The sequence below is a fragment of the Sphingomonas jinjuensis genome (assembly GCF_014197105.1).
Classification (GTDB): Bacteria; Pseudomonadota; Alphaproteobacteria; order Sphingomonadales; family Sphingomonadaceae; genus Sphingomonas; species Sphingomonas jinjuensis.
Genome location: NZ_JACIEV010000003.1, coordinates 71,028 through 94,675 on the forward strand (window position 1 = coordinate 71,028; position 23,648 = coordinate 94,675).

18 protein-coding genes, 1 tRNA gene and 1 pseudogene are annotated in these 23,648 nt (G+C 67.7%); 8 read left to right on the plus strand and 12 right to left on the minus strand.

Annotated features, from left to right (window positions below; all coding sequences use genetic code 11):
- Nucleotides 1-36: 36 nt before the first annotated feature.
- Nucleotides 37-1,746, minus strand: a complete 1,710-nt coding sequence (gene rpsA / locus GGQ80_RS06160; RefSeq protein WP_183983036.1) for a 30S ribosomal protein S1 — start codon at nt 1,744-1,746, stop codon at nt 37-39.
- 284 nt (nt 1,747-2,030) lie between these two features.
- Here rpsA and GGQ80_RS06165 point away from each other — a divergent pair, with 284 nt between their 5' ends.
- Nucleotides 2,031-3,134 (plus strand): 2OG-Fe(II) oxygenase, encoded by a 1,104-nt coding sequence (locus tag GGQ80_RS06165; RefSeq protein ID WP_183983037.1) that lies wholly within the window; start codon nt 2,031-2,033, stop codon nt 3,132-3,134.
- Between the two features lie 17 nt (nt 3,135-3,151).
- Here the strand turns inward: GGQ80_RS06165 and GGQ80_RS06170 are convergent, their stop codons facing one another.
- Nucleotides 3,152-3,787 carry a (d)CMP kinase gene (locus GGQ80_RS06170; RefSeq protein ID WP_183983038.1) on the minus strand — a complete coding sequence of 212 codons (636 nt, stop codon included), beginning with the start codon at nt 3,785-3,787 and terminating at the stop codon, nt 3,152-3,154.
- Complete coding sequence (gene aroA, locus GGQ80_RS06175) at nt 3,784-5,136, minus strand: 3-phosphoshikimate 1-carboxyvinyltransferase (protein ID WP_183983039.1); 1,353 nt, start codon at nt 5,134-5,136, stop codon at nt 3,784-3,786. Before aroA ends, GGQ80_RS06170 begins: the two co-directional genes overlap by 4 nt.
- Nucleotides 5,137-5,258: 122 nt before the next feature.
- On the opposite strand from aroA, the gene GGQ80_RS06180 reads away from it, so the two are divergent.
- Both GGQ80_RS06180 and GGQ80_RS06185 read left to right on the plus strand, forming a co-directional pair.
- Nucleotides 5,259-5,579 carry a TIGR02300 family protein gene (locus GGQ80_RS06180; protein WP_183983040.1) on the plus strand — a complete coding sequence of 107 codons (321 nt, stop codon included), beginning with the start codon at nt 5,259-5,261 and terminating at the stop codon, nt 5,577-5,579.
- Between the two features lie 81 nt (nt 5,580-5,660).
- Nucleotides 5,661-5,736: transfer RNA gene (locus tag GGQ80_RS06185), tRNA-Ala, on the plus strand.
- Nucleotides 5,737-6,236: 500 nt separating this feature from the next.
- Here the strand turns inward: GGQ80_RS06185 and xylB are convergent.
- From xylB to GGQ80_RS06200, 3 genes and pseudogenes are all read right to left on the minus strand, one after another.
- Nucleotides 6,237-6,998 carry a D-xylose 1-dehydrogenase gene (gene xylB, locus GGQ80_RS06190; protein WP_183983041.1) on the minus strand — a complete coding sequence of 254 codons (762 nt, stop codon included), beginning with the start codon at nt 6,996-6,998 and terminating at the stop codon, nt 6,237-6,239.
- Nucleotides 6,995-8,107: a fumarylacetoacetate hydrolase family protein gene (locus tag GGQ80_RS06195; protein WP_183983042.1), complete on the minus strand. Its 1,113-nt coding sequence runs from the start codon at nt 8,105-8,107 to the stop codon at nt 6,995-6,997. Before GGQ80_RS06195 ends, xylB begins: the two co-directional genes overlap by 4 nt.
- Before the next feature lie 121 nt (nt 8,108-8,228).
- Nucleotides 8,229-8,498 (minus strand): annotated as a pseudogene (locus GGQ80_RS06200) (substrate-binding domain-containing protein); the annotation flags it as partial.
- A gap of 5 nt (nt 8,499-8,503) precedes the next feature.
- Between GGQ80_RS06200 and GGQ80_RS06205 the strand changes: the two are divergent.
- The 5 genes from GGQ80_RS06205 to GGQ80_RS06225 all read left to right on the plus strand — a co-directional run bounded on the left by GGQ80_RS06205 (nt 8,504) and on the right by GGQ80_RS06225 (nt 13,130).
- Nucleotides 8,504-9,211 carry a tryptophan 7-halogenase gene (locus GGQ80_RS06205; RefSeq protein WP_183983044.1) on the plus strand — a complete coding sequence of 236 codons (708 nt, stop codon included), beginning with the start codon at nt 8,504-8,506 and terminating at the stop codon, nt 9,209-9,211.
- Nucleotides 9,212-9,333: 122 nt separating this feature from the next.
- Nucleotides 9,334-9,972 carry a hypothetical protein gene (locus tag GGQ80_RS06210; RefSeq protein ID WP_183983045.1) on the plus strand — a complete coding sequence of 213 codons (639 nt, stop codon included), beginning with the start codon at nt 9,334-9,336 and terminating at the stop codon, nt 9,970-9,972.
- Nucleotides 9,973-10,066: 94 nt separating this feature from the next.
- Nucleotides 10,067-10,519, plus strand: a complete 453-nt coding sequence (locus GGQ80_RS06215; protein WP_246346909.1) for a hypothetical protein — start codon at nt 10,067-10,069, stop codon at nt 10,517-10,519.
- Between the two features lie 68 nt (nt 10,520-10,587).
- Complete coding sequence (locus GGQ80_RS06220; RefSeq protein WP_221364221.1) at nt 10,588-10,953, plus strand: DUF4440 domain-containing protein; 366 nt, start codon at nt 10,588-10,590, stop codon at nt 10,951-10,953.
- A 107-nt stretch (nt 10,954-11,060) separates the two neighbouring features.
- The gene (locus GGQ80_RS06225) at nt 11,061-13,130 is read left to right on the plus strand and encodes a M13 family metallopeptidase (protein WP_183983047.1); all 2,070 of its coding nucleotides are present in this window, start codon (nt 11,061-11,063) and stop codon (nt 13,128-13,130) included.
- Between the two features lie 32 nt (nt 13,131-13,162).
- On the opposite strand, the gene GGQ80_RS06230 is transcribed toward GGQ80_RS06225, so the two are convergent.
- The 6 genes from GGQ80_RS06230 to GGQ80_RS06255 all read right to left on the minus strand — a co-directional run bounded on the left by GGQ80_RS06230 (nt 13,163) and on the right by GGQ80_RS06255 (nt 23,641).
- A complete protein-coding gene (locus tag GGQ80_RS06230; protein WP_183983048.1) occupies nt 13,163-14,650 on the minus strand; it encodes an efflux transporter outer membrane subunit in 1,488 nt (495 codons plus the stop codon).
- A complete protein-coding gene (locus tag GGQ80_RS06235; RefSeq protein ID WP_343050893.1) occupies nt 14,650-16,281 on the minus strand; it encodes a DHA2 family efflux MFS transporter permease subunit in 1,632 nt (543 codons plus the stop codon). The genes GGQ80_RS06230 and GGQ80_RS06235 overlap by 1 nt, the downstream gene beginning before the upstream one ends.
- A 1-nt stretch (nt 16,282) precedes the next feature.
- A complete protein-coding gene (locus GGQ80_RS06240) occupies nt 16,283-17,458 on the minus strand; it encodes an HlyD family secretion protein (RefSeq protein ID WP_183983049.1) in 1,176 nt (391 codons plus the stop codon).
- Between the two features lie 119 nt (nt 17,459-17,577).
- Nucleotides 17,578-18,891 carry a family 43 glycosylhydrolase gene (locus tag GGQ80_RS06245; protein ID WP_183983050.1) on the minus strand — a complete coding sequence of 438 codons (1,314 nt, stop codon included), beginning with the start codon at nt 18,889-18,891 and terminating at the stop codon, nt 17,578-17,580.
- On the minus strand, nt 18,891-20,441 hold the full coding sequence (locus GGQ80_RS06250; RefSeq protein ID WP_425506021.1) for an alpha-N-arabinofuranosidase: 1,551 nt from the start codon (nt 20,439-20,441) through the stop codon (nt 18,891-18,893). The genes GGQ80_RS06245 and GGQ80_RS06250 overlap by 1 nt, the downstream gene beginning before the upstream one ends.
- Nucleotides 20,438-23,641: a glycoside hydrolase family 2 TIM barrel-domain containing protein gene (locus GGQ80_RS06255; protein WP_183983051.1), complete on the minus strand. Its 3,204-nt coding sequence runs from the start codon at nt 23,639-23,641 to the stop codon at nt 20,438-20,440. Before GGQ80_RS06255 ends, GGQ80_RS06250 begins: the two co-directional genes overlap by 4 nt.
- Nucleotides 23,642-23,648 lie beyond the last annotated feature (7 nt).

The window sequence follows — 23,648 nt, forward strand, 5'->3', positions numbered from 1 at the left end:
AGGCCGCCCGGGATCCCCGGGCGGCCCATAATGGGATTACTTGCGGTCGGTGTCGCGCGCCTTGAGCGCTTCGCCGAGGATGTTGCCGAGCGTAGCGCCCGAATCGGACGAGCCGTACTGGGCAACCGCCTGCTTCTCTTCGGCGATCTGCATCGCCTTGACCGAGAAGGTCGGCTTCTTCGAACGATCGAAGCCGGTGACCATCGCGTCGAACTTCTGGCCGACCTGGAAACGCTCCGGACGCTGCTCGTCGCGGTCGCGGCCAAGATCGGTGCGCTTGATGAAGCCGGTCGCGCCGTCGTCGCCAGCCTGCACCTCGAGGCCCGCGTCGCGGACTTCGAGAACGGTGACGGTGACGACCGCATTCTTGTTGAGGCGATCACCAGCGTTGGCCGCAACCGGACCACCACGCTCGAGCTGCTTCATGCCGAGGCTGATGCGCTCCTTCTCGGGATCGATGTCGAGCACGACCGCCTGGACGGTCTCGCCCTTGCGGTGAAGCGCCAGCGCGTCCTCACCCGACACGCCCCAGGCGATGTCCGACATGTGGACCATGCCGTCGACGTCGTTGTCCAGGCCGATGAACAGGCCGAATTCGGTCGCGTTCTTGACTTCGCCCTCGACGGTCGAGCCAACCGGATGAGCGGCGGCGAACGCCTCCCACGGGTTGTTCTGGGCCTGCTTCAGGCCGAGGCTGATGCGGCGCTTGTCCTGATCGACCTCGAGCACGACGACATCGACTTCCTGCGAGGTCGACACGATCTTGCCCGGATGGACGTTCTTCTTGGTCCAGGACATTTCCGACACGTGGACGAGGCCCTCAATGCCCGGCTCCAGCTCGACGAACGCACCATATTCGGTGATGTTCGTGACGCGGCCCGACAGCTTGGCGCCGACCGGATACTTGCTCGACGCGCCATCCCACGGATCGCTCTCGAGCTGCTTCATGCCGAGGCTGATGCGCTGCGTGTCCTTGTTGATGCGGATGATCTGTACCTTCACCGTGTCGCCGATGTTGATCATCTCGGACGGGTGATTGACGCGCTTGTAGCTGAGGTCGGTGACGTGGAGCAGGCCGTCGATACCGCCGAGGTCGACGAACGCACCGTAGTCGGTGATGTTCTTGACGACGCCGTCGATGATCTGGCCCTCGTGCAGCGACTGGATCAGGCCCGAACGCTGCTCGGCGCGGGTCTCTTCCAGCACGGCGCGGCGCGACACGACGATGTTGCCGCGCTTGCGGTCCATCTTCAGGATCTGGAACGGCTGCGGGATGTCCATCAGCGGCGTGACGTCACGCACCGGACGGATATCGACCTGGCTGCCCGGCAGAAACGCCACGGCGCCCGACAGGTCGACGGTGAAGCCGCCCTTGACGCGGCCGAAGATCACGCCCTCGACGCGGGCCGACTTCGAGAATTCGAGCTCCAGCTTGTCCCAGGCGGCTTCGCGGCGGGCGCGGTCGCGCGACAGCATCGCTTCGCCATGCATGTTCTCGACGCGGTCGACGTACACCTCGACCTCGTCGCCGACCTTCAGCTCGGCCTTCTGGCCGGGGGCGGGCGCGAACTCGCGCAGGGGAACGCGGCCCTCGCTCTTCAGGCCGACGTCGATGATCGCCATGTCGTTTTCGATCGCGGTCACGGTGCCGTGAACGACGCGTCCCTCGAAGCTGTCGGCGCCGCCGAACATGTCATCGAGCATCGCGGCGAAATCGTCGCGGGAGGGTAGGGCCTGAGTAGCCATAGGTTTCAGCAATTCCTCAAAACGTCTTGTTTCCGGCCGGCCGGTTGTCTCCGGCGGTCTTCTAGCCGATCCGCCGCGGCGGCCTCATGCCGGACGCGGCATCCGGGCGGACTGATCGATGCGACGCGGAAAGGCGGAACGCTGATGCGAAAAGGGCGCGAGAGGATAGCCTCCGCGCCTGCCTTGCCGCGGGAACGAGCCCGCCGGACGCGCGCGCCTTAGGCTAAAGTGGCCGAAGAAGCAAGCTGCTGGCGACGCGGCGCAGGGTTTGATATGCCCGCGCGATGACTGCTGCCACGCGTTTCGGTATCGGCGACGCCGTGCCCTGGTTCAAGGCCCAATCACTGAACGGGCCAAAGGATTATTCCTTCGACATCGCCGCGGGCCGGCCGGTGCTGCTGGCCTTCTTCGGCAGCGCCGGCCACCCGATGGCGGCGCCGGCGATCGCTGCGATGAAGGCCAACCGCGCCTTGTTCGACGACGTCAACGCCGCCTTCTACGGCGTGACGATCGATCGCGGCGACGTGTCCGAGCAGCGCATCGCGATGGATTTGCCGGGCATCCGCTATTTCCTCGACTTCGACGGCGCCGTGTCGCGCCAGTTCGGGGCGGTGGCCGACGACGGCGCGTATCACGCGTTCTGGCTGCTGCTCGACCGGTCGCTGCGCGTCGTCGGGCAGTTCAACCTCTCGGACTACGAGGGCGCGCTGGCCGCGCTGCGGAGGCTGATCGAGGCGGGGCCTGCGCCCGATTGGGCACCGGTAGTGATGGTGTCGAACATCCTGGAACCCGAATTCTGCCAGATGCTGATCGGGCTGTACGAGGCCGACGGCGGCACCGAGTCGGGCGTGATGCGCGACATCGGCGGCAATACGAAGCTGGTGCTCGATCCCGCGTTCAAGGTGCGGCGCGACTATCACATCGCCAGCGCGCCGGTCGTCGAGCAACTGATGGCGCGGCTGCGGCGACGGCTGATGCCGATGGTCAAGCGGTCGTTCCAATTCGACGCAACGCGGGTCGAGCGGTTGCTGATCGGCTGCTACGACGAGGCGGACGGCGGGCATTTCCGCCCGCATCGCGACGATACGGTGGCGGGGACGGCGCATCGGCGTTTCGCGGTGACGATCAACCTCAACGCCGACGATTACGAGGGCGGCGACCTGCGCTTCCCCGAGTTCGGTCCCCGCACCTATCGCGCGCCGACGGGCGGGGCCGTGGTATTCTCGTGCTCGCTGATGCACCAGGCGATGCCGGTGACGAAGGGGCGCCGCTTCGCGCTACTGCCGTTCCTGTACGACGAGGCGGCGGAGGAGATTCGCCAGCGCAACCTGCACCTGATCGATCTCGATCCCCTGCGGGTCAATTCGCAGGCGCCGCGGGCGAATTAGCCTGACGATGACTTGGCCTAACCGCGCCGCTTGAGGGCCACGCGCGCCTCGACGATCTCGATCGCCTTGTTGACCGAGGCGTCGATCGACAGGAAGCTGGTGTCGAGTGTCGCAGCGTCGGCGGCCTGGATCAGCGGTGCGGTGCTGCGCGCGCTGTCGCGCTGGTCGCGGGCGCGGATGTCGGCGAGGACGCGATCGAAGCTGAGGCTGCTGCCACGCGCCTGCAGCTCGTTGTGGCGACGGCGGGCGCGGACCTGCGGGGTCGCTTTCACGAACAGCTTGGCGTCGGCATCGGGGGCGATGACGGTGCCAATGTCGCGCCCGTCGAGGATCGCGCCGCCCTCTTGGTGCGCAAACCTTTTCTGGCGCTGGAGCAGCGCGGCGCGGACCAGCGGGTGCGCGGAGACGACCGAGGCGAGCTGGCCGATTTCGTCGCTGCGCAGCACGGGATCGGCCAGCGTCAGCTCGTCGAAGCCGCAGGCGGCGACGGCATCGGCCTCCTTGGACGGATCCAGTTCCAGCCGCCGCACGGTGGCCGCCACCGCGCGATAGAGCAGCCCGGTGTCGAGGTGCGGCAGGTTATAGTGGCGCGCCAAGGCCTTGGCGATGGTGCCCTTGCCGCTCGCCGCGGGGCCGTCGACAGCGATGATCATGCCGCGACCCACTGCGGCGCGGCGCCGAGCGACGTCGCGGTGTCGATGAAGGCGGGATAGCTGGTGGCGATCGGCGCGGCGTCGTCGATCAGCACCGCCTCGCGGCTGTGCATCCCGGCGACCGCCATGCTCATCGCGATCCGGTGGTCGAGCAGCGAGGCGACGCGGTCGCCGCCGGTGCCGGCGAGCGGCTCGCCGTCGCGGCCCTCGATCGTCAGGCCGTCCTCATGCTCGGTCACCGACACGCCGGCGAGGGTCAGCGCGGCGGCCATCGTCGCGATCCGGTCCGATTCCTTGACGCGCAGCTCGTGCGCGCCGCGGGCGACGGTGATGCCGCGTGCGAAGGCGGCGGCGACGAAGAGGATGGGATATTCGTCGATCATGCTCGGCGCGAGATCGGCGGGCACCTCGATTCCCGACAGGCTCGCGTGGCGGACGCGAAGGTCGGCGACGCTCTCGCCGCCGACGTCGCGCGTGTCGACCGCCTCGATCGACGCCCCCATCAGCCGTAGCGCGGCGACGAGACCGGTGCGCGTCGGGTTCATCAGCACGTTGCGGATCGTGATGTTGGAGCCGGGGACGATCGACGCGGCGACCATCCAGAAGCCGGCGGACGACGGATCGCCGGGCACGTCGATCGACTGCGGCTTCAGCGTCGCTTCGCCGGTAATCGAGATCACGCGGCCTTCCGGCGTTTCCTCGACGATCAGGTCAGCGCCGAAGCCGCGTAGCATCCGCTCGCTATGGTCGCGGGTCGGCACCGGCTCGATGACGCGGGTGATCCCCGGCGTGTTCAGCCCGGCGAGCAGGATCGCCGACTTCACCTGCGCCGAGGCGATGGGCAGGGTGTAGGCGATCGGCACCGCGGGGCACAGGCCGCGCATCGTCAGCGGCAGGCGCCCGCCCGGGCTGGTCGTGAAATCCGCGCCCATCATCGCCAGCGGCTCGGTCACGCGTGCCATCGGCCGTTTCGACAGGCTGGCGTCGCCGACGAAGGTCGCGGTGATCGGGTGGCTCGCGACCAGGCCCATGAGCAGACGGGTCGAGGTGCCCGAATTGCCCATATCGAGCGCGGTCTGCGGCTGGAGCAGCCCGCCGACGCCGACGCCGTGGACGGTCCAGCTGCCGTCGTCCTCGCGCACGATGTCGGCCCCCATCGCGCGCATCGCGGCCGCGGTGGCGAGGACATCCTCCCCCTCCAGCAGCCCGCGGATACGGCTTTCGCCCACGGCGAGACCGGCGAACATCAGCGAGCGGTGGCTGATCGACTTGTCGCCGGGAACGGTCACGGTACCGCGCAGCGGACTGGCCGCGGCGATCGACAGGGGGCGGGGAGAAGCATTGGACATGATCGGGCCGGGGCTTTGACAGCCGCCTTGCGCTATGGCAAGGCGCGCCCCACTTCGCAGGGAGGGGGCGTGTTTCCCGCCCTTGTGATTATCCCACCAGCGGCAAAAAGGCACGACCTGGCATGATCCAGCCGGAATGGGGCACGAAGCGTACGTGCCCGAAATGCGCGACGCGTTTCTACGACCTCGAGAAGAACGACCCGGTCACCTGCATCAGCTGCGGCTATGCGTGGGAGCCCGAGCCGATCCTGAAGTCCAAGCAGCCGCTGCCCTTCGAGGTGGTGAAGCCCGAGCAGAAGGCGGATGCCGATCTCGAGGGCGAGGACGAGGATATCGAGGCGATCACCGGCGAGGACGAAGAGCCTTCGGCCGATGACGAGGTCGATCTGGGCGGCGACGACGACCTGGGCGTCGAGGCGCCGAACGACGAGGACGAGCATTAATCGATAAAAGGGTGGGCAAGCGGCATTGACCGCTTGCCAAGCCCGAACGGCCCCGCTAGTGGGGCCGCCTTCCCGGGGTGTGGGGCCGTAGCTCAGCTGGGAGAGCGTCGCAATGGCATTGCGAAGGTCAGGGGTTCGATCCCCCTCGGCTCCACCATTTTAAGATCCTGATACCTCCGATTTCATGCCGGCGTGATCGGCAGCCATGGGCGTCGGTCTTGCGCTTGGCGCGCTTTTGCGAGGCCATTGCAACGAGCCCGCGTGACGATGCACGCTTGTAGGTTGGTTCATCGCCTTCCGTTGCCGCGGCAGACGCGAATTGAGAGGTCTTCCACCATAGCTGCAGACGCGCCGTCCGACGCGCCGTCCGACAGGGCGAAGCCGGCGGCTCGGCTGGAGGCGGCGCTCGATTTATGGGCCGGCGATCACCGCCTGGCGCATTGCGGGATTGCCGGCCTGGAACGCGTGACTGGATGGCTCCCGCTCATAGAGCGTCCCTGAATCGGCGGCCGTCGTAGACACGATCGCCGAGCAGCGACCTGGTGTTTGGCAGGTCAGCCAACACCACTACTGCGCCGGTGCAGTCGCTGACCCCGGCCAGCGATCAGGAAGCAGTTCGGCGGGTAACCGTCACGCCCGCATCGATGAGGCCTGACGTCAGCGCCAGCCTGCGTCGACCCAATAGTCGTGGCCCGTACACATGCGTGCGTCGTCGGCGGCGAGAAACAGCGCGACGGCGGCGACGTCGGCGGGCTGGATCCGGCCATCGAGGCATTGGGCGGCGACGATCTCGGCCTCGCCCTCGGGCGTGTACCAGCGCTCCTGCCGCGGGGTCTGGACATTGCCGGGGACGATGGTGTTGACGCGGATGCCGTCGCGGCCGAGCTCGCGGGCGAGCCCCCGGGTCATGCCTTCGATCGCAGCCTTGGCGGTCTGGTAGAGGACGAGATCGGGCAGGCCGAGGTGCCAGCTGATCGAGCCGAAGTTGAGGATCACGCCGCCGCGTCCGCCCGCGCGCATCGCCTTCGCCGCCGCCTGCGCCGCGAAGAACTTGTGGCGCAGGTTCACGTTCATCCGCTCGTCCCAATAGTGGGGTGTGACGTCGGGGACGCTGTGCCGGTCGTCGCTGGCGGCATTGTTGAGGAGGACGTCGACACCGCCGAGCGCCGCGATGAGCGCGGTCATGGCATGGTCGAGGTCGGCGAGGTCGGTGAGGTCGCAGTGGCGGTAGATCGGCGCATGACGCGCATCGGTTGCCAGGCGGGCGGCGAGTGATTCGCCCGCGTCGTCCTGGATGTCGACGAACGCGACACGAGCGCCCTGAGTGACGAACGCCTCGACTAGGCCGGCGCCGATGCCGGTGGCGCCGCCGGTGACGATGACCCGGCGATCCTGGAGGCTGGGATAGACGGCGGTCATGCGAGCAGGCCCCGGGCGGCGAGGTTACGGAACAGATCGGCGATGCCGAACGCCCATGGCGGTGCGTCGCGCGAGGTCGTGACCGGATTGGCGAGCGTACCGAGCCGCGCGCTGCTGATCGTCACCGTATCGCCTTGCCTGTGGGTGAAGCCCCGCCCCGGCTCGTCGCGATCCTTGGTCGGCGCGAACAGCGTGCCGCAGAAGAGGACGAGGCCGTCGGGATAATGGTGCTCGCTCATCGCCTGCGCCATCAGGTCGGCGGGGTCGCGGCTGATCTCGCGCATCGTGCTGGCACCGTCGAGGACATAGCCGTCCTCGCCCGCGATCGTCATCGCGACGTCGGCGGTGCGGACGTCATCGAGCGTGTAGCCGTCGTCGAACAGGCGGATGACGGGGCCGAGCGAGCAGGAGGCGTTGTTGTCCTTCGCCTTGCCGAGCAGCAATGCCGAGCGGCCCTCGAAATCGCGCAGGTTCACGTCGTTGCCCAGCGTCGCACCGACGATCTCGCCGTTTGGGTCGGCGACGAGCACCACCTCAGGCTCGGGGTTGTTCCAGATGGAATCGGAGCGGATGCCGACAGGCGCGCCATGGCCGACCGTCGAGAGGACGGGCGACTTGGTGAAGATCTCCGCATCGGGACCGATCGCGACCTCCAGATATTGCGACCACATGCCGTCGGCGATCAGCGCCGCCTTGAGCGCCGCCGCTTCGGGCGAACCGGGCACGACGCTGCGGATGCCGGCACCGAGCGCGGTTTCGAGCCGGCCCCGGATCGCGGCGGCCTGGCCATGGTCGCCGCGGGCGCGCTCTTCGATGACGCGCTCGAGGGCCGAGACGGCGAAGGTGACGCCGGCGGCCTTCACGCATTGCAGGTCGATCGGGGTGAGGATGTCGGTGATCGCGGCGAGGTCGATCGGCTCGCCGCCATCGAACGCTCGGTCGGCGATGAGCAGCGACACGGTCGGGGCGACGCGCGCCATGTCATAGGCCTGGCCCCTGCGGAGCATGAATGGCGAGGGGCCGTCGGCGGTCTGGTGGCGGCCGACGAAGGTGCCGGCACGCCAGTCGGCGGGAAGGGCATCGGTCCATAAGCGAAGCGGCTGCGGCAAAATTGGATCCCTTCGTTGATAGGCGGTATCGTGACTGGGCGGCTTTTAGCCGTTCCGTGTCGAGGTGTGAGCTGCTGAACGATCGGTCGATCGATAGACGACGCAAGCCTGGCGGTTCCTATTACAGCAGTGTCGCCGACGACTGCCGCTCGATCAGCTGATGCGGCATCAACGTAGACCGGTAATTTGGCTTGCCTGACCGGAACTGGTGGATCAAATCGACCAGCTGCGTGATCGTCTCGATAGACATTTCCGTGATCGGCTGGCGAATTGTCGTCAACTCCGGATAGATCGTCGTTGCGATGCAGCTGTCGTCGAAACCGCAGATGGTGACGTCCTCCGGCACGTGCAGCCCGCGTCGATAGGCGGTGGCAACCGTCGCGGCCGCCATACGCAATGCCTGACGACCGACCGGACCTCGCAGCGCAGAGCCGGGTAGTTGAGCCGGCGCGTCCCTATCCCCGATCGATCGCGCATACCGCGTGCTGGCAATGGCGGACCCCGCTTCAGCATCGCGTCGGCAACGGCATCGTCATCGCCTCCGCCTTCATAGACGAGGACGAGGACGAGGACGAGGTGGCGGCGAGGCTCGTCGGCAGCATCGCCGGCGAACGCTCGGGCGATCCTCGACACATCCGCTATCGCACCGGTCGCCGCCAGGCGGCGTGGACGAACAACGTCGTCGCGCTCGACCTGTCGCCGGGGTTCGTCGAACCGCTTGAATCGACTGGCCTCAGCTACACCCGCTTAGCGTTCGTCCGACGTTGCGCGGGGCATCCGGCCAGCATTACGGTCACCGTCCGCAACGTCGGCGCGGTCGCGGGGGGCGAGGTGTCCCAGCTCTATGTCGAGCCGGTCGGCCACGCCGATCTGCCGCGCCGCTCGCTGAAGGGGTTCGAACGTGTCCGCCTCGCGCCCGGCGAGGCACGTCACGTGACCTTCACGCTCGACCCGCGCGATCTGGCATTCGCCGACGCCAAGGGCGCGATGCGGTGGACGCCTGGCAGCTACCGGCTGTGGGGCGGCGGTGGTCAGGACGGCACCGGTGCCCCGGGCACGGCCGCAACGATCCGCGTGACGGGGAGCAGATCATTGCCGAAATAAGCCCGGCGTTCTCGTCGATCGCATCCGGGCGCAATGTCGGCGAGGTGATGCCGGGCCGGGGCGCTGGGCCTGGCGTTACGATAACGGCGTGTGCATATCTCGCGTCGAGGCTGAACCAAGCCATGAACTATCTCGCCATCGCTGCGACCCTGACGACGCTGGCCGTCACGGCGGGTCATGGCGGCTCATCGAGCGCTGACGCGGCGCGGCGCGACGCGTCGGCGCCGACCGTTCGACATGTCGACGAGCAACAGATCGCCGGTCGATTTGCGATCAGCCCTCGCTACAGCCGGCGGTTGACCGCGAGGCTGTCGGTGGTGGGGGCATATGAACTGGTGCTGCCGGCGAACCTCGCACTCGTCCGGGCATGGTCGCCCGGCTTTCGTCCCGTCGCCATGACGTTCAGCGACGGCGTCTGCCGGACGTTCGAGGCGGATTACATCCACACGCTGAAGAACAGGCGCCTGTCGCCGACATGTGCCTTCAACCCGCCTGTCGACGGCGCTCCTATCACTGTCCGCCGTGAGGGAATGCGCCTGGTATCATCGGCTTGGGGTTTCCAGGCGTGGGCCGATGACACGCACGAGCGAACGGTCCTGACGATAGCGGGGCGCCCCGCCGACGAGCCGCTGTTCGACGCATCGATGGCGGTGACCAGCATGATAGCCATGCGCGATCCGCACGGCGTCGGCGGCGACATCACGCTCGTCGGCACGATCAACGGCAAGCCGATGATCGTCACGGTCGAGGTCATCTTGTGACCGACGCCCTCGAAACGAACGCTGTCGCATCGGTGGGGATTGCGCCTATGACCGCGGCGAGATCGACGGATTGGCAGGGGCGGAGCGAGGGAGGATGTTCAACGCGCAGACGATGAAGCAGGTGCGTCGGGTCCACCTGTACATCGGCATGTTCTTCACGCCGGCGATCCTGCTCTTCTCGCTGAGCGGCGCGCTGCAGACGTTTCGGTTGCAGGAAGAGAAGGGCTATGGCGGGACGACGCCGGCGTGGATCGTTTGGATGGCGAGCGTCCACAAGGATTCGTCGCTGCCGCGCGACCGGGGTGCAGAACGACCCAAGAAGCGCCCAATGGCGGAATCGCCCCGACAGGGCGCGGCGGCGCGACCCGCCAAGCCGGCCTCGTCGCGGCTGCCCATGCAGATTTTCGTCGCCTTGCTGTCGATCGGGCTGATCGTGTCGGCGCTGCTCGGCGCCATCATCGCGATCAATAGCAAGACGACGCGTCGCGCGTCCGTCATCATGCTCGTCGCCGGGACGATCGTGCCGTTGGCGCTGATGGTGATCTAGCGACGGCGGAGATCACCCCGCGGGCCGGAACCCCGCCCCGCGTCATCCGCTTGATCCCGCGAAGGAGAATGCGCGTGGATGACGAACGGCTGTGGAACTTCGAGCAGAGCCTGTGGACCGAGGGCGCCGACAATTACCGCGAGAAGGTCGACCCCGAGGTGGTGATGATCCTGCCGCGACCGCCCTTCGCCTTTCACGGCAGCGCGGCGATCGAGGCGGTGACGTCGACGCCGGTGTGGGAGCGTGCCGAACTGACCGAGCGCACGGTGTCGCGGCCGCACGAAGGGCTGATCGTCATCGGCTATCACGTCCGTGCGGAGCGTGATGGCGGCCCCGGCTATGCGGCATGGTGTACGTCGACGATCCGGCGGCTGGAGCATGAGGTGTGGCGCGTCGTCCAGCATCAGCAGACGCTGGCGCTCGACCACGGGTGATGTGCGGCGGCGGCAGGGGCGGGACCGCCCGGCCGCCGTCATCTTGCTAGTGGCAGGGCGCGATCGATCGGGTAAGGTCACCTGACCTTACACGGAGATCAGACTCGATGTTGAAGCGCCTGACGTTCGCTGCCCTTCTGGGTGCCTCGTCGTTCGGCATGGCCGCCACGGGGCAGGTCGCGCCGACGACCGGCGCCGCAGGTCAAAACAGCACGCAGCCCGACCGCTACGGCAGCTGGGGCTTCGACGTCAGCGGCATGGACCGCAGCGTGAAGGCGGGCGACGACTGGTTCCGCTTCGTCAACGGCGCGTGGGTGTCGCGCACGCAGATCCCGGCCGATCGATCGTCCTACGGTGCCTTTGCCGTCCTGCGCGACATTTCCGAGCAGCGGTTGCGCAACCTGATCGGCAGCTACAGCGTAACCGACACGGCGCACCCGGATCGGATGAAGGCCGCGATCCTCTATGCCGACTTCATGGACAGCGCGACGGCGGATCGCCTCGATGCGGCACCGCTGATCCAGCGCCTGGCGCCGGTGAAGGCGGCGGCGTCGAAGGACGATATCGCGCGGCTGATGGGCCGGTCGCTGGGCGGCTTCGGCGCCAGCTTCTTCGCGCCGGGCATCAACGACGACGCCAAGCAGCCCGACATCTATTCCCTCTACCTGCGCCAGTCGGGCCTGGGGCTCGGCGACCGCGAGCTGTATCTCGATCCCAAGTTCGCGCCGCAAGTCGCGCGCTACCGCCAATATGTCGCGCAGATGCTGACGTTCGCGGGCTGGCCGAACCCGGAAGCGGCGGCGAATGCGGTCGTGGCGATGGAGACGAAGCTGGCGTCCGCGCACTGGACGCGGGCGCAGAGCCGCGACCGCGACAAGACGTATAATCCGACGACCTTGGCGCAGCTCGCGACGCAGGCGCCAGGTTTTGCCTGGCCGACCTTCTTCAAGGCGGCGGGCATCGACGCCGCCGATCGCGTCATCGTCGCCCAGAACACCGCCTTTCCCGGCATCGCCAAGGTGTTCACCGACACCGACCTGCCGACGCTGAAGGCGTGGGAGGCGTTCCGCATCACCGACGACATGGCGCCGTTGTTGTCGAAGCGCTTCGTCGATGCGCAGTTCGATTTCCGCTCCAAATTCCTGAACGGCCAGCCCCAGCAGCGCGAGCGGTGGAAGCGCGCCGTCGCTTTTACCGAGAACGGCATCGGCGAGGGTATCGGCCGCGATTACGTCGCGCTCTATTTCCCGCCCGAATCCAAGGCGAAGATGGACACGCTGGTCGGCAACCTGCGCGTCGCGCTCGCCGGCCGCATCCGCAACCTGACCTGGATGGGCGCGGCGACCAAAACGCAGGCGCTCGAGAAGCTTCAGGGTTTCAACGTCAAGATCGGCTATCCCGACAAGTGGCGCGATTATAGCGCGCTGTCGATCAAGCCCCACGACCTGGTCGGCAATGCCGAAGCGGCGCAGCGGTTCGAATGGGACTATCGGCGTCGCCGCATCGGCAACCCGGTCGACAAGGCCGAGTGGGGAATGACGCCGCAGACGGTCAACGCCTATTACAACTCGGTGAAGAACGAGATCGTCTTCCCGGCCGCCATCCTGCAGCCGCCGTTCTTCGATCCCAAGGCCGACGATGCGGTGAACTATGGCGGCATCGGCGGGGTGATCGGTCACGAGATCAGCCACGGCTTCGACGATCAGGGCCGCAAGTCCGACGGGCGCGGCGTGCTGCGCGACTGGTGGACGGCAGAGGACGCCACCAAGTTCGAGGCGCAGGCCTCGCGTCTCGGCGGCCAGTATGAAGCGTACAGCTTCGAAGGGCTGCCCGGTATCCACATCAATGGTCGCGCGTCGATGGGGGAGAATATCGGCGACCTGGGGGGCGTGCTGATCGCGCTCGACGCCTATCACAATTCGCTCGGCGGCAAGCCTGCACCGGTGATCGACGGCTTCACCGGCGACCAGCGCTTCTTCCTGGGCTGGGGCCAGGTGTGGCGGACGCTGTTCCGCAACGAGGCGCTACGCCAGCAGCTCGTCAGCGATCCGCACTCGCCGGGGCAGATACGCGCGGTCAACCCGCTGCGCAACGTCGATGCCTGGTATGCGGCGTGGAACATCGATCCCAGCCAGAAGCAGTATCTGGCGCCCGCCGATCGCGTGCGGATCTGGTGACGGTAGGGCGCTAGCCTGGGCGGCGGCCCGGGCTAGCGTACCCCATCGCCCGGCGACCAGCCGCCGCCGAGCGCCTTGAACAGCGCCACCGTCTGCTGGCGCAGCGCCGCGTCGCTCAGCGCCAGCTGCTCGCGCGCCGACAGCGACTGGGCCTCCGCGTTGAGCAGCGCGTCCTGGGCGACGAAGCCGGTGCGGTACTGGGCGCCGATCGCACGCTCGCTGGCCGCCGCATCGGCGACGGCGCGCGACAGGGCTTCGTGGCGGAGGCGTTCGGCGGCGATTTGCGACAGCGTGTCCTCGACGTCGCGCAGCGCCTGGAGAACGACGCCGCGATATTGCAGCACCGCCTCGTCACGCTGTGCCTCGCGCAGCTTCACCGTCGCCCGTCGCCGTCCGCCATCGAGCAGCGGCAGCTGGACGCCGCCGGTGCCCGTCAGTTGCAGGCTGTCGCGGCTGATCAGGTTCGACAGCGCCGTCGAGATCAGCTGCGCCATGCCGGTCAGGCTGAAATGGGGGTAGAGGTCGGCGGTAGCGACGCCGATGTCGGCGCTGGCGGCGGCGACGTTGCGTTCGGCGGCGCGAACGTCAGGACGCCGCTTCAGCAGGTCAGACGGCAACCCGGCGGGAATGGCGGGGGCGGGCGGCAGGACGACGCCCGGCGCGGCCAGTTCGGCGTCGAGCGCCGCGGGCGGTTGCGCCAGCAGGATCGCGAGCGCGTGGCGGCGGATGTCGATGTCGGCGCGGATCGGTGCCAGCCGCGCCTCGGTATTGGTGATCTGGCCACGCTGGCGGGTGACGTCGATCGGCGGGACCAGCCCGACCTTCGCGACGTCGCCGGCGATGGCGAGCGCGCCGCGCTGGCGGACTAGTTCCGCCTCGATCACCGCGACCTGCGCCTGATCGGTGCGCAGCGCCAGATAGGCCTGGGCGACCTCGCCCGCGATCATCACCGCGGCATCGCGTCGGTTCCACTCCGCCGCTTCGGTGCGGGCGGTCGCCGCCTGCACCCCACGCCGGACGCCGCCGAACACGTCGAGCTCCCAGCTGGCATCGAAGCCGGCGGCATAGGTGGTGATGCCGCTGCCGGGCAGCGCAATCCCGCCGCTCGAGCCGCTGCCGCCCGCCGCCCCGCCGGCGCCGCCACCGCCCCCGAACAGCCGCGCGAGCGACGCGAAGCCGGCGTTCTTGCTGAACTCGATATGCGTGGCGTTGGCGCTGGCATTGACCTGCGGCCCGCCGGCCGAGCGGGCGACGATTTCCTGCAGCCTGGCCTGGCGGACGCGTGCGGCGGCGATGCCGATGTCGGGGCTGTCGCGCAGCGCCCGCTCGATCAGGGCATCGAGCTGGGGATCGCCGAACGCCGTCCACCAGGTGGTGACGTCGACGCCCGGCCCCGCGGCCTGGGGCCCGGCGAAGCTGGCGGGGACCGCGACCGGATCGGCGGGATGGTAGTCGGGTCCGACGGTGCAGCCGGCCAGCATCGCCGTGGAAGCCGCCATCGCGATCAGCAGCCGTCGCATCAATGCATTCCCCCCTGGTTGCCGCTCGTCTTGCTGGCGCGCATGAACAGGACGACGGGCGCCACGACCAGCACGACGATCATCAGCGTGCGGAACACGTCGAGAAACGCCAGCATCGACGCCTGGCGCTGGACCTGGCTGTAGAGCACCGCCAGCGGCGTGGTGGTGGGATCGCCGGTGCCGGCGAAGGCCTTGCCCGCCGTCGCCAGCCATTCGTTATAGTTGGGATCGAGCGGATTGAGCGGCTGGACGAGTTCGCTCTGGTGCCGTTGCAACCCGTTGGTCAGCAACGTCTGCGACATGCTGATGCCAACGGTGCCGCCGAGGTTGCGGGCGACGTTGAGCAGGCTCGATGCCTGCGCCGTCTGGTTCTGGCGAAGGCCGACATAGGCGATGGCGTTGATCGGCACGAACAGAAACGGCAGCGCCACCGCCTGGTACAGTCGCGCGGTCGCGGCATCCCAGAAGGTGATGTCGGCGGTCAGGTGCGACATGTTCCACAGCGCCGCCGCTTGGACGAGCAGCGCGGGAAACAACAGGAAGCGGACGTCGACTACCCCCGCCAGTCGCCCGGCAAAGGGCACCGCGACCAGCGTCGCGACACCGCCCGCCGTCAGCGCCAGCCCGGCATCGAGCGACGAATAGCCCAGTACCTGCTGCAGCATCTGCGGGATCAGCTGGGTCGTGCCGAACAGGATCATGCCGGTGATCGCCATCACCCCGATCGTCAGCGCGAAGTTGCGGTTCTTCAGCAGGCGCAGGTCGACGACGGGATCCTTGTGGTTCAGTTCCCACACCACGAGCGATATCAACGACGTGACGGCGATGATCGCCGATCCGACGATCAGCGGGCTGGAGAACCAGTCCTCTCGCTCGCCACGGTCGAAGGTGATTTCGAGGAAGCCGAGCCCCAGCGCCACCAGCGCTACGCCGACGTAATCGATGCGCAGACCGCCCTTGAACTTCTCTTCGCGGTCCTTCTGCACCTGCTCGGGCTCGTCGACGAAGATCTCGACCAGGAACCAGGCGGCGATGCCGACGGGAACGTTGATGAGGAACACCCAGTGCCACGACGAATATTCGACGATGTAGCCGCCCAGCGTCGGCCCCAGCACCGGACCGACGACGACGACGATGGCAAAGGCGGCGAAGGCCATGCCGCGCTTTTCGGGCGGGAAGGTATCGGCGAGGATCGACTGCTCGACCGGCGCGAGTCCGCCGCCGCCGATGCCCTGCAGCACGCGGGCGAGCACCAGCGTCGACAGGTTGGGGGCGAGCCCGCACAACAGCGACGACAGCGTGAACAGCGCGATCGACATCAGGAAATAGCGCTTCCGCCCGATCGCATCGGACAGCCAGCCGGAGATCGGAATGACGATCGCGTTGGCGACGAGGTAGCTCGTCAGCACCCAGGTCGCCTGGTCGCTCGATACCGACAGGCCGCCGGCGATGTGATCGAGTGCGACATTGGCGATCGAGGTGTCGAGCACCTCCATGAAGGTCGGGATCGAGATGATGGCAACGATCAGCCAGGGCGAATAGCGACCCGCGGCCGAGCGGCTGGGGCTCCATTCGCCGCCGCCGCCGCTGCCACTGCCACGCTTCTGCCTGGCCGCAGCCTTGGCGGCCACCTCAGCGGACCTTGACGGTGGGGACGACCGACATGCCGGGTCCGATCGGATAGCGGCGCGGATCGGGCCGATCGCCGCCGACGTCGAACAGGATGCGCACGGGTACGCGCTGGACGACCTTCACGTAATTGCCGGTCGCGTTCTGCGGCGGCAGCAGCGCGAAGGCCTGGCCCGCGCCGCGTTGGATCGAATCGACGTGGCCGACGAACTCGATGTCGGGATAGGCATCGACCTTGATCGCCACGGGCTGTCCGCGACGCATCAGCGTCAGCTGCGTTTCCTTGAAGTTGGCGGTGACCCACATCGTGTCGGGCACGATCGCGAGCAGTTGGGTCCCTGCCTGGACATAGGAGCCGAGATTGACCTGGCGGTTGACGACCTGGCCGGCGACGGGGGCCTTGATGCGCAGATCGCCGACGGTGGTGTTCGCCTGGCTGACCTGCGCCTTGCGGGCGCCGACGACGGCTTCCGCCGATTTCACCTGGCGCGTCGCCACCGTCACCTGCGCGTCGGCGGCATCGACCTGGCGGCGTGCGGCGGCGGCGTCGGCGGCGGTGGCGCGGGCCTGCGCCCGGGCCTGATCGAGCTGCTGGCCAGCGACCGCGGCCGGATCGATCCGCAGCAGCGCTTCGTAGCGAGCGAGATCGGCGCGCGCCTTCTCCGCCTGGGCCAGCGGCACCCGCGCGGCGGCGGCGGCCTGGTCACGGTTGGCGATCGCGGCGGACACCTGCGCCAGCGCCTGCTGAACCTGCGCTTCCGACTGGACCACGTTGGCCTGCGCTTCGGCGAGTTGCGCGGCCGGGCCCGACGGCTCGATCACCGCCAATAGCCGGCCGGGCTGGACATGGCGATTGTCGAGATTGGCGACCTCGACCAGCCGTCCCGGCGATTGCGCCGAGATGCGCACGATATGGGTATCGACGAAGGCGTCGTCGGTCGACTCATATTGGCGAGCATGAAGGTAATAGAGCGTGCCGCCGATCACCAGCGCGGCGACCACCGCGATCAGGATGATCCAGAACAGCGGCTTCTTGAAGATCGACGGTTTGCGCTTCGCATCGTCCTCATCGGCTCCGGCGTCGTCGGACTGCGACGTATCGTCGTCCTGCTGCTGGCCGTCGTCGTCGTTTCGCTGATCGTCATCCCCCGCCTGGTCACGCGTCTTGCCGTCGCTCATGCAACCCCCTTCGCTCGTCCCCGCGGGTTGGGCCGCGTATCGACGAACATCAAGACGCAGAACGCGGAATAAAGTGCCGCGAGTACCGGCAGCCGGGGGGGGGTACGGCTGACGCCCGATCAGGGCCGCACCACCCACTCCCAAATCCCGGTTCCAGGCGCGGTGCGTAGGCGCAGGTAGCGCGCGGTGACGGCATGGGGCAGGACGATGGGCGAACCGCTGGCGGTGCGATCGGCGATCGTGCGCCAGGCTTTGCCGTCGGCGGAGGCGTCGATGGTCAGGTGATAGTCGCTGGTCGCGAATTCGGGCCTGATTTCGGATCCACCGATACGTGTCGCCTTGCCGAGGTCGGCGACGAGGGTGCCGCCGCGCCAGAGCGTCGCGTAATTGTCGTCCGCGGCGGCGGCACCATCGCCGATCGGGCGCCAGCGCAGGCCGGTGTCGCGATGGCTGGCCCAGCCGGCGACGGGTATGCCGTGCGTCGGCACCACTTTGGCGACCACACCGTCGATGCCGATGGCGAGGCGGTCGACCGCGACCTGACGAAGCACCGCGTCGTCCCGGCGCGGCCATGGCAACGCCTGGCGGTGGTAGAGGATGTAGCTGTCGCTGCCCGAGCGGAACACCGCGTGATGCCCGGGACTGACGACGTTGCGGTCGCGGTGGGTTTCGAGGATCGGGCTGGTCGCACCCTCGGTAAAGGGGCCGAAGGGGGTATCGCCGACGGCGTAGCGGACCTTGTACGTATCCTTGGTCGTGTTGCCGTCGCTGTAGGTCAGGACGTAGCGCTTGCCCGCCTTGACCATTAACGGCGCCTCGAAATAGCCCGAGGGCGTCACGTCGCGTGGGCTTCCGTCGAACGTGACCATGTCCGGCTTCAGCGCGACGACGAAGCAGTGGCCGTTGGTCCAGTTGAGCCCCGATCCCCAATAGAGATAGGCGCGGCCGTCGTCGTCGACGAACGCCTCGGCATCGATCATGTGATAGGCGGGTGCGAAGTCGCGCGCGATCAGCGGCTTGCCGCCATGGGCGTCGCGCCACGGCCCGGCGGGCGAGGGGGCGGTGCCGACCCAGATCTCGCTGCCGATCGACACGTACATGTACCAGCGGCCGTTCGCTGCCTTGACGACCGAAGGCGCCCAGACGTTGGCGTCGCCGGCCGTAGCGCTCTTCGCGGCGGCCTTGGTGGGCCAGTCCGGCGTCGAGAAACGCCAGTCGCGGCCGTTGTCCGACGTCCACAGCCCCAGCCGTTCGCCGCCCCAGGGGTCGATCGTCGCGAAGACGTACCAGCGGCCCGCGTCGCGGACGATCGAGGGATCGGCGAAATAGCCGGGTAGCACCGGATTGGTGTCGCCCGGCGCGTTCCAGCGTGGCGGCGGGTCTGCCGCGGGCGCAGTGCCCGCTACCAAAGCCGCCGCCAGGAGCCAGCGCATCAGCGGATATCCAGCATCACCACCGATTTCGGCGGCAGCGTCACCGTCAGCCTGTTCCCCGACAGGGTGGCACCGGTGAAGGCGGCGGGCTTTACCACGTCGGGCTTGTCGAACGTGTTGTGCGCATCGATCGCATCGGCGGTGACGATCCGGCCGCTGACGGCCCCGCCACTGACGCCGTCGAGCTTGACGGTGACCGTCTCGGGCCGGTTCGGGTCGACGTTGGTGAGACCCATGTGGATCGCGCCATCGACACCGCGCACCGCGCTCGCACTGACCGTGCGCATCGTCCATTCGTTCTTGTTGTACCAGCGCGATTCGACGTCGACGGGCAGGACGGTGCCGTCCTGATAGTCCTTGTACAGGTCGAACACCCAATAGGTCGGCGTCTTCACCATCCGGCTACCGTCGGTCAGCAGCATCGACTGGAGGACGTTGACCATCTGCGCGATGTTCGCGCCGCGCAGGCGATCGGTGTGGCGCGCGAAGATGTCGAAGTTCAGGCTGGTGACGAGCGCGTCGCGCAGGGAGTTCTGCTGATAGAGGAAACCGGGATTGGTGCCCGGCTCGACATCGTACCAGGTGCCCCATTCGTCGACGAGCAACGCGACCCGCTTCTTGGGATCGTATTTGTCCATCACCTTGGCGTGGCCGGTGATATATTCGTCCATCTTCAGGGTCTTGGCGAGGGTGCGCGCCCACTGGTCCTCGTCGAAGCCGGTCGCCGCGCCCTTGTGGCCCCAGGTGTAGGGGATGGTGTAATAGTGGACACCGATGCCGTCGAACTGGCGCCCGGCCTCGCGCATCATCACCTCGGTCCAATTATAGTCGCCGCTATTGGCGCCGCTGGCGATCTTCATGATCTTGACGCCTTCGGGCACCTTCACGAACGCGGAATAGCGCCGGGTCACGTCGGCGGCATATTCCGGGCGCATCTCGCCGCCGCAGCCCCACAATTCATTGCCGAGACCGAACATCGGCACCTTCCAGGGTTCCTTGCGGCCGTTGGCGGCGCGTTCCTTCGCCAGGCTCGATCCGGTCGGCGAGGTCATGTACTCGACCCATTCGGCCATCTCGAACGGCGGCGCGGAGCCGATGTTGCCCGAGACATAGGCCTCGGCGCCGACAGCCTCGGAATAGTTCATGAATTCATGCGTGCCGAAGCGGTTGTCCTCGGTGACGCCGCCCCAGTTGGTGTTGATCTTCACCTTGCGCTTCGCCTGCGGGCCGACGCCTTCACGCCAGTGATATTCGTCGGCGAAGCAGCCGCCCGGCCAGCGGATGACGGGGACGCGGATCGCCTTCAGCGCGTCGATGACGTCGCGGCGATAGCCGTTGACGTTGGGCACCTTGCTGCCCTTGCCGACCCAGATGCCCCCGTAAATGCCGGTGCCGAGATGCTCGGCGAACTGGCCGAAGATGCGGCGGTCGAACTTGGGCGCGGGCTGGTCGCCGTGGACGGTGACCTGCGCGGGTGCCTCGGCGGTCTGCGCGGCGAGCGGCGAGGCGGCGAGCGATAGCGTCGCGAGGAAGGGGATCATGCGCATCATTCGGTCTCCGTCGCGCGCGCCGGGCGCGCCTTGTCGGGCGTGGTGCCGTCGCCGGCAAAGGGCGACAGGCGGAAGGTGACGCGGGTCGGCGCCAGCGTGGTGCGATACTGGGGCAGGGGCTTGCCGACCGCGCTCCACTGGGTGTCGCCGCCGACGCCCCATTGCGCGGAGTCGACGAGCAGCGTGACCTGGCCGTGGGGGACAATGTCGGTCGACTTCCAGGTGCCCGGCGTGTGCCGGTCGAGATCGGCATAGGGGAAGGCGAGCGCGTTCATCATCAGCGGCCGGTCGCCCTGGACGCGAAGGCCGCGGCCGGCGCCCGACAGCTCCATCCAGCGCACGTCGACCTTGTTGCCGGTTTCCTGCGGCCGGATGAAGTCGTGGTTCTGCTCCGCGATCAGCCCGCGCCACAGCCCGATCGGTGCCGAGGTCTTGCGATCGACATAGCTTTCGTGCGGCCCGCGGCCATACCATTCGACGGTCGTGACGTCGGTCGGCATCGCGAAGGCCAGGCCGACGCGGAACGGTGGCGGCAGATCCGCCTTGATCGGCGTCAGCATGCCGTCGACCGCGACCGAGCCGTCGCCGGCCATCGCGTAGCGAGTCTCGAACCGGGCGGCGCCGTCACCGAGATCATAGGTGACGGTGATGCCGTCGCGCGCCGGCTTGATCGACGCGACCTTGCGCGCGTCGCTCATCGCCTTCCATACGGCCAGCTGCCTGTCGGTGCCGATGCCCAGGTCGTTGTCGGTCACCGCGCGCCAGAAATGCGGCGCACCGCCGGTCGCGAGATCGCGACCGTCCTTGGCATAGCGGCGCATCAGGCCGGTCTTGCGATCGATCTCGAGCACCGCGCCGCCGGCACTGAGCGTGAAGGCGTCGCGGGTCTGGCCCAGCGTCGCGCTGCCGTCCGCGATCGACGGGGCGGGTGCCGCGTCGGTCAGCACGAACTGCTCGAAGCCGACCAGCGTGCCGCCTGCTACGAGAGGAACCGCACCGTCCTTCGACGCGACCTTGATCGTCACCAGATATTCCGCGCCGGGCCTGCGCGACACGCCGCCCAGCGGCAGCGCAATCGTTTCCGCGCCGCGGGCCGGCGTCTTCAGATCGGGCAGCGGGCCGGCCGCGACCGGCACGCCGTTCTCGATCACTTCCCATGAGAAGGCGAAGCCGGACAGATCGCGGAAGTCGTGGCGGTTGCGGACGGTCACCCGGCCGGTCGCCGGATCGAAGCCGTCGAACTGGACGGGGCTGTACACCTTGCGCAGCTCATACAGCTGCGGATTGGGGGTGCGGTCGGACTGGAGCAGGCCGTCGCCGAACTCGATATCGCCACCCGGGTTGGGGCCATATTCGCTGCCGTCACCCCAATAGCGCCGGCCGTCCTTGGTATAGCGGTACATCGACTGGTCGACCCAGTCCCACACGAAGCCGCCCTGCAGCTTGTTCGGGTGAGCGTAGATGGTGTCCCAATATTCCTTCAGATCGCCGCCCGACTGGCCCATCATATGGCCATATTCGCACTGGATCATCGGCTGCTTGAACGTCCAGTTGGTCGCGTAATCGGCCATCTTGACCGCCGGATCGTACATCGGCGCATAGATGTCGGCGAACCAGTTGGGGCGGTGATCGTGGACGCCGTCCCAGGTGCCCCAGCCGAGATAGCTGACGAGGCGGCTGGGATCGCGCCGCTTGGCCGCCGCCGCCGCCGCTTCGAAATTGGGCCCGATCCCCGCCTCGTTGCCGAGCGACCAGAATATGATCGAGGGATGGTTCTTGTCACGCTCGACCATGTTGGCGACGCGGCTAACGTGCGCGTCGCGCCACGCGGGATCGAAGCCGACCTGAAGCTTGGCGCGATCGTCGGGATGCTTGTTCGCGTAATCCATGTACGCGTGGCTCTCGATGTTCGCCTCGTCCATGACATAGAGGCCGTAGCGATCGGCGAGTTCGTAGAGATACGGATCGTTGGGGTAGTGCGATGTGCGAATGGCGTTGATGTTGTTACGCTTCATCAGCCGGATGTCGCGTTCCATCGAGGCGCGGCTGACGACGTGGAACGTCTCGGGATCATGTTCGTGGCGGTTGACGCCGCGGATCGTGATCGGCTTGCCGTTGACGCTGACCAGTCCGTCCAGAATCGCGACGGTGCGAAAGCCGATGCGGGTGTCGCTCGACTGAACGATGCGACCCTTGGCGTCGTACAGCTCGAGCAGCAGCGCGTAGAGGTTCGGCGTCTCGGCGGTCCATGGCTTCACCGCTGGCAGGCGGCCCGTCAGCGTCACGGTGCGGTCGCCCTCGCCGGCCGGGATGGCCTGCCGCCCTTCCAGCACCACGCGGTCGCCATCCATCAGCGTGTAGCGCGCCGTCGCCGCGGCGCCGGGCGTGATCGCCACGTCGACGGCCAGCGTGCCCGTGCGATAATCGTCGTCCAGCCCGGCATGAACGAAGAAGTCGCGGATCCACGTCTTGGGCGCGGCCATCAGATAGACCTCGCGCTCGATGCCCGAGACGCGCCAGAAATCCTGGTCCTCCAGATAGCTGCCGTCCGACCAGCGTATCACCTGGATCGCTACCGTGTTGCGCCCCGGTTTCACGAAGCGGGTGACGTCGAACTCGCTGGGAAGCTTCGAATCCTCCGAATAGCCGACCTTCTCGCCATTGACCCAGACGGTGTAGGCCGACCCCGCAGCGCCGATGTGGAGGACGACATCCTGCCCGCGCCAACCCGCCGGCAGGTCGACGTCGCGGCGATAGGACCCGACCGGATTGGTCGCGTGCGGGATCAGCGGGCGATTGGCGGGGAAGGGATAGGTGATGTTGTTGTAGCGCGGCTGGTCGAAGCCCTCGGCCTGCCAGTCGGCCGGGACCTTGATGTTCTTCCATGCCGATACGTCATAGTCGGGGCGCTCGAACCCCGCGGGCGTGTCGGTGGCCATCGACAGATGGAAACGCCAGGTGCCGTTCAGCGACAGGAACCGGTCCGATTGCGCGGGATCGCCGGCGACCGCCTTTGCCCGGCTCTCGAACGGAAAGGCGGTCGCATGCGCCGGCATCTTGCCATGCGCGAAGACGGCGGGATTTTCCCAATCGGGGCGGCTGGGGTCTACCTGTACCGGAGCGACGCGAGGCGGCGCATCCTGCGCGGTCACCGCCGACACCGCCACCACCGCGGCGCTCACCAACAACAGACTACGCATCGCGACT

Bases quoted from the DNA above. Each gene is read 5' to 3' on its own strand.
- rpsA (WP_183983036.1), bottom strand. From the start codon at position 1,746: ATGGCTACTCAGGCCCTACCCTCCCGCGACGATTTCGCCGCGATGCTC.
- GGQ80_RS06210 (WP_183983045.1), top strand. From the start codon at position 9,334: ATGAACTATCTCGCCATCGCTGCGACCCTGACGACGCTGGCCGTCACG.
- GGQ80_RS06220 (WP_221364221.1), top strand. From the start codon at position 10,588: ATGCGCGTGGATGACGAACGGCTGTGGAACTTCGAGCAGAGCCTGTGG.
- aroA (WP_183983039.1), bottom strand. From the start codon at position 5,136: ATGTCCAATGCTTCTCCCCGCCCCCTGTCGATCGCCGCGGCCAGTCCG.
- GGQ80_RS06170 (WP_183983038.1), bottom strand. From the start codon at position 3,787: ATGATCATCGCTGTCGACGGCCCCGCGGCGAGCGGCAAGGGCACCATC.
- GGQ80_RS06205 (WP_183983044.1), top strand. From the start codon at position 8,504: ATGCCTGACGACCGACCGGACCTCGCAGCGCAGAGCCGGGTAGTTGAG.
- xylB (WP_183983041.1), bottom strand. From the start codon at position 6,998: ATGACCGCCGTCTATCCCAGCCTCCAGGATCGCCGGGTCATCGTCACC.
- GGQ80_RS06225 (WP_183983047.1), top strand. From the start codon at position 11,061: ATGTTGAAGCGCCTGACGTTCGCTGCCCTTCTGGGTGCCTCGTCGTTC.
- GGQ80_RS06255 (WP_183983051.1), bottom strand. From the start codon at position 23,641: ATGCGTAGTCTGTTGTTGGTGAGCGCCGCGGTGGTGGCGGTGTCGGCG.
- GGQ80_RS06180 (WP_183983040.1), top strand. From the start codon at position 5,259: ATGATCCAGCCGGAATGGGGCACGAAGCGTACGTGCCCGAAATGCGCG.
- GGQ80_RS06250 (WP_425506021.1), bottom strand. From the start codon at position 20,441: ATGATGCGCATGATCCCCTTCCTCGCGACGCTATCGCTCGCCGCCTCG.
- GGQ80_RS06165 (WP_183983037.1), top strand. From the start codon at position 2,031: ATGACTGCTGCCACGCGTTTCGGTATCGGCGACGCCGTGCCCTGGTTC.
- GGQ80_RS06240 (WP_183983049.1), bottom strand. From the start codon at position 17,458: ATGAGCGACGGCAAGACGCGTGACCAGGCGGGGGATGACGATCAGCGA.
- GGQ80_RS06230 (WP_183983048.1), bottom strand. From the start codon at position 14,650: ATGCGACGGCTGCTGATCGCGATGGCGGCTTCCACGGCGATGCTGGCC.
- GGQ80_RS06245 (WP_183983050.1), bottom strand. From the start codon at position 18,891: ATGCGCTGGCTCCTGGCGGCGGCTTTGGTAGCGGGCACTGCGCCCGCG.
- GGQ80_RS06215 (WP_246346909.1), top strand. From the start codon at position 10,067: ATGTTCAACGCGCAGACGATGAAGCAGGTGCGTCGGGTCCACCTGTAC.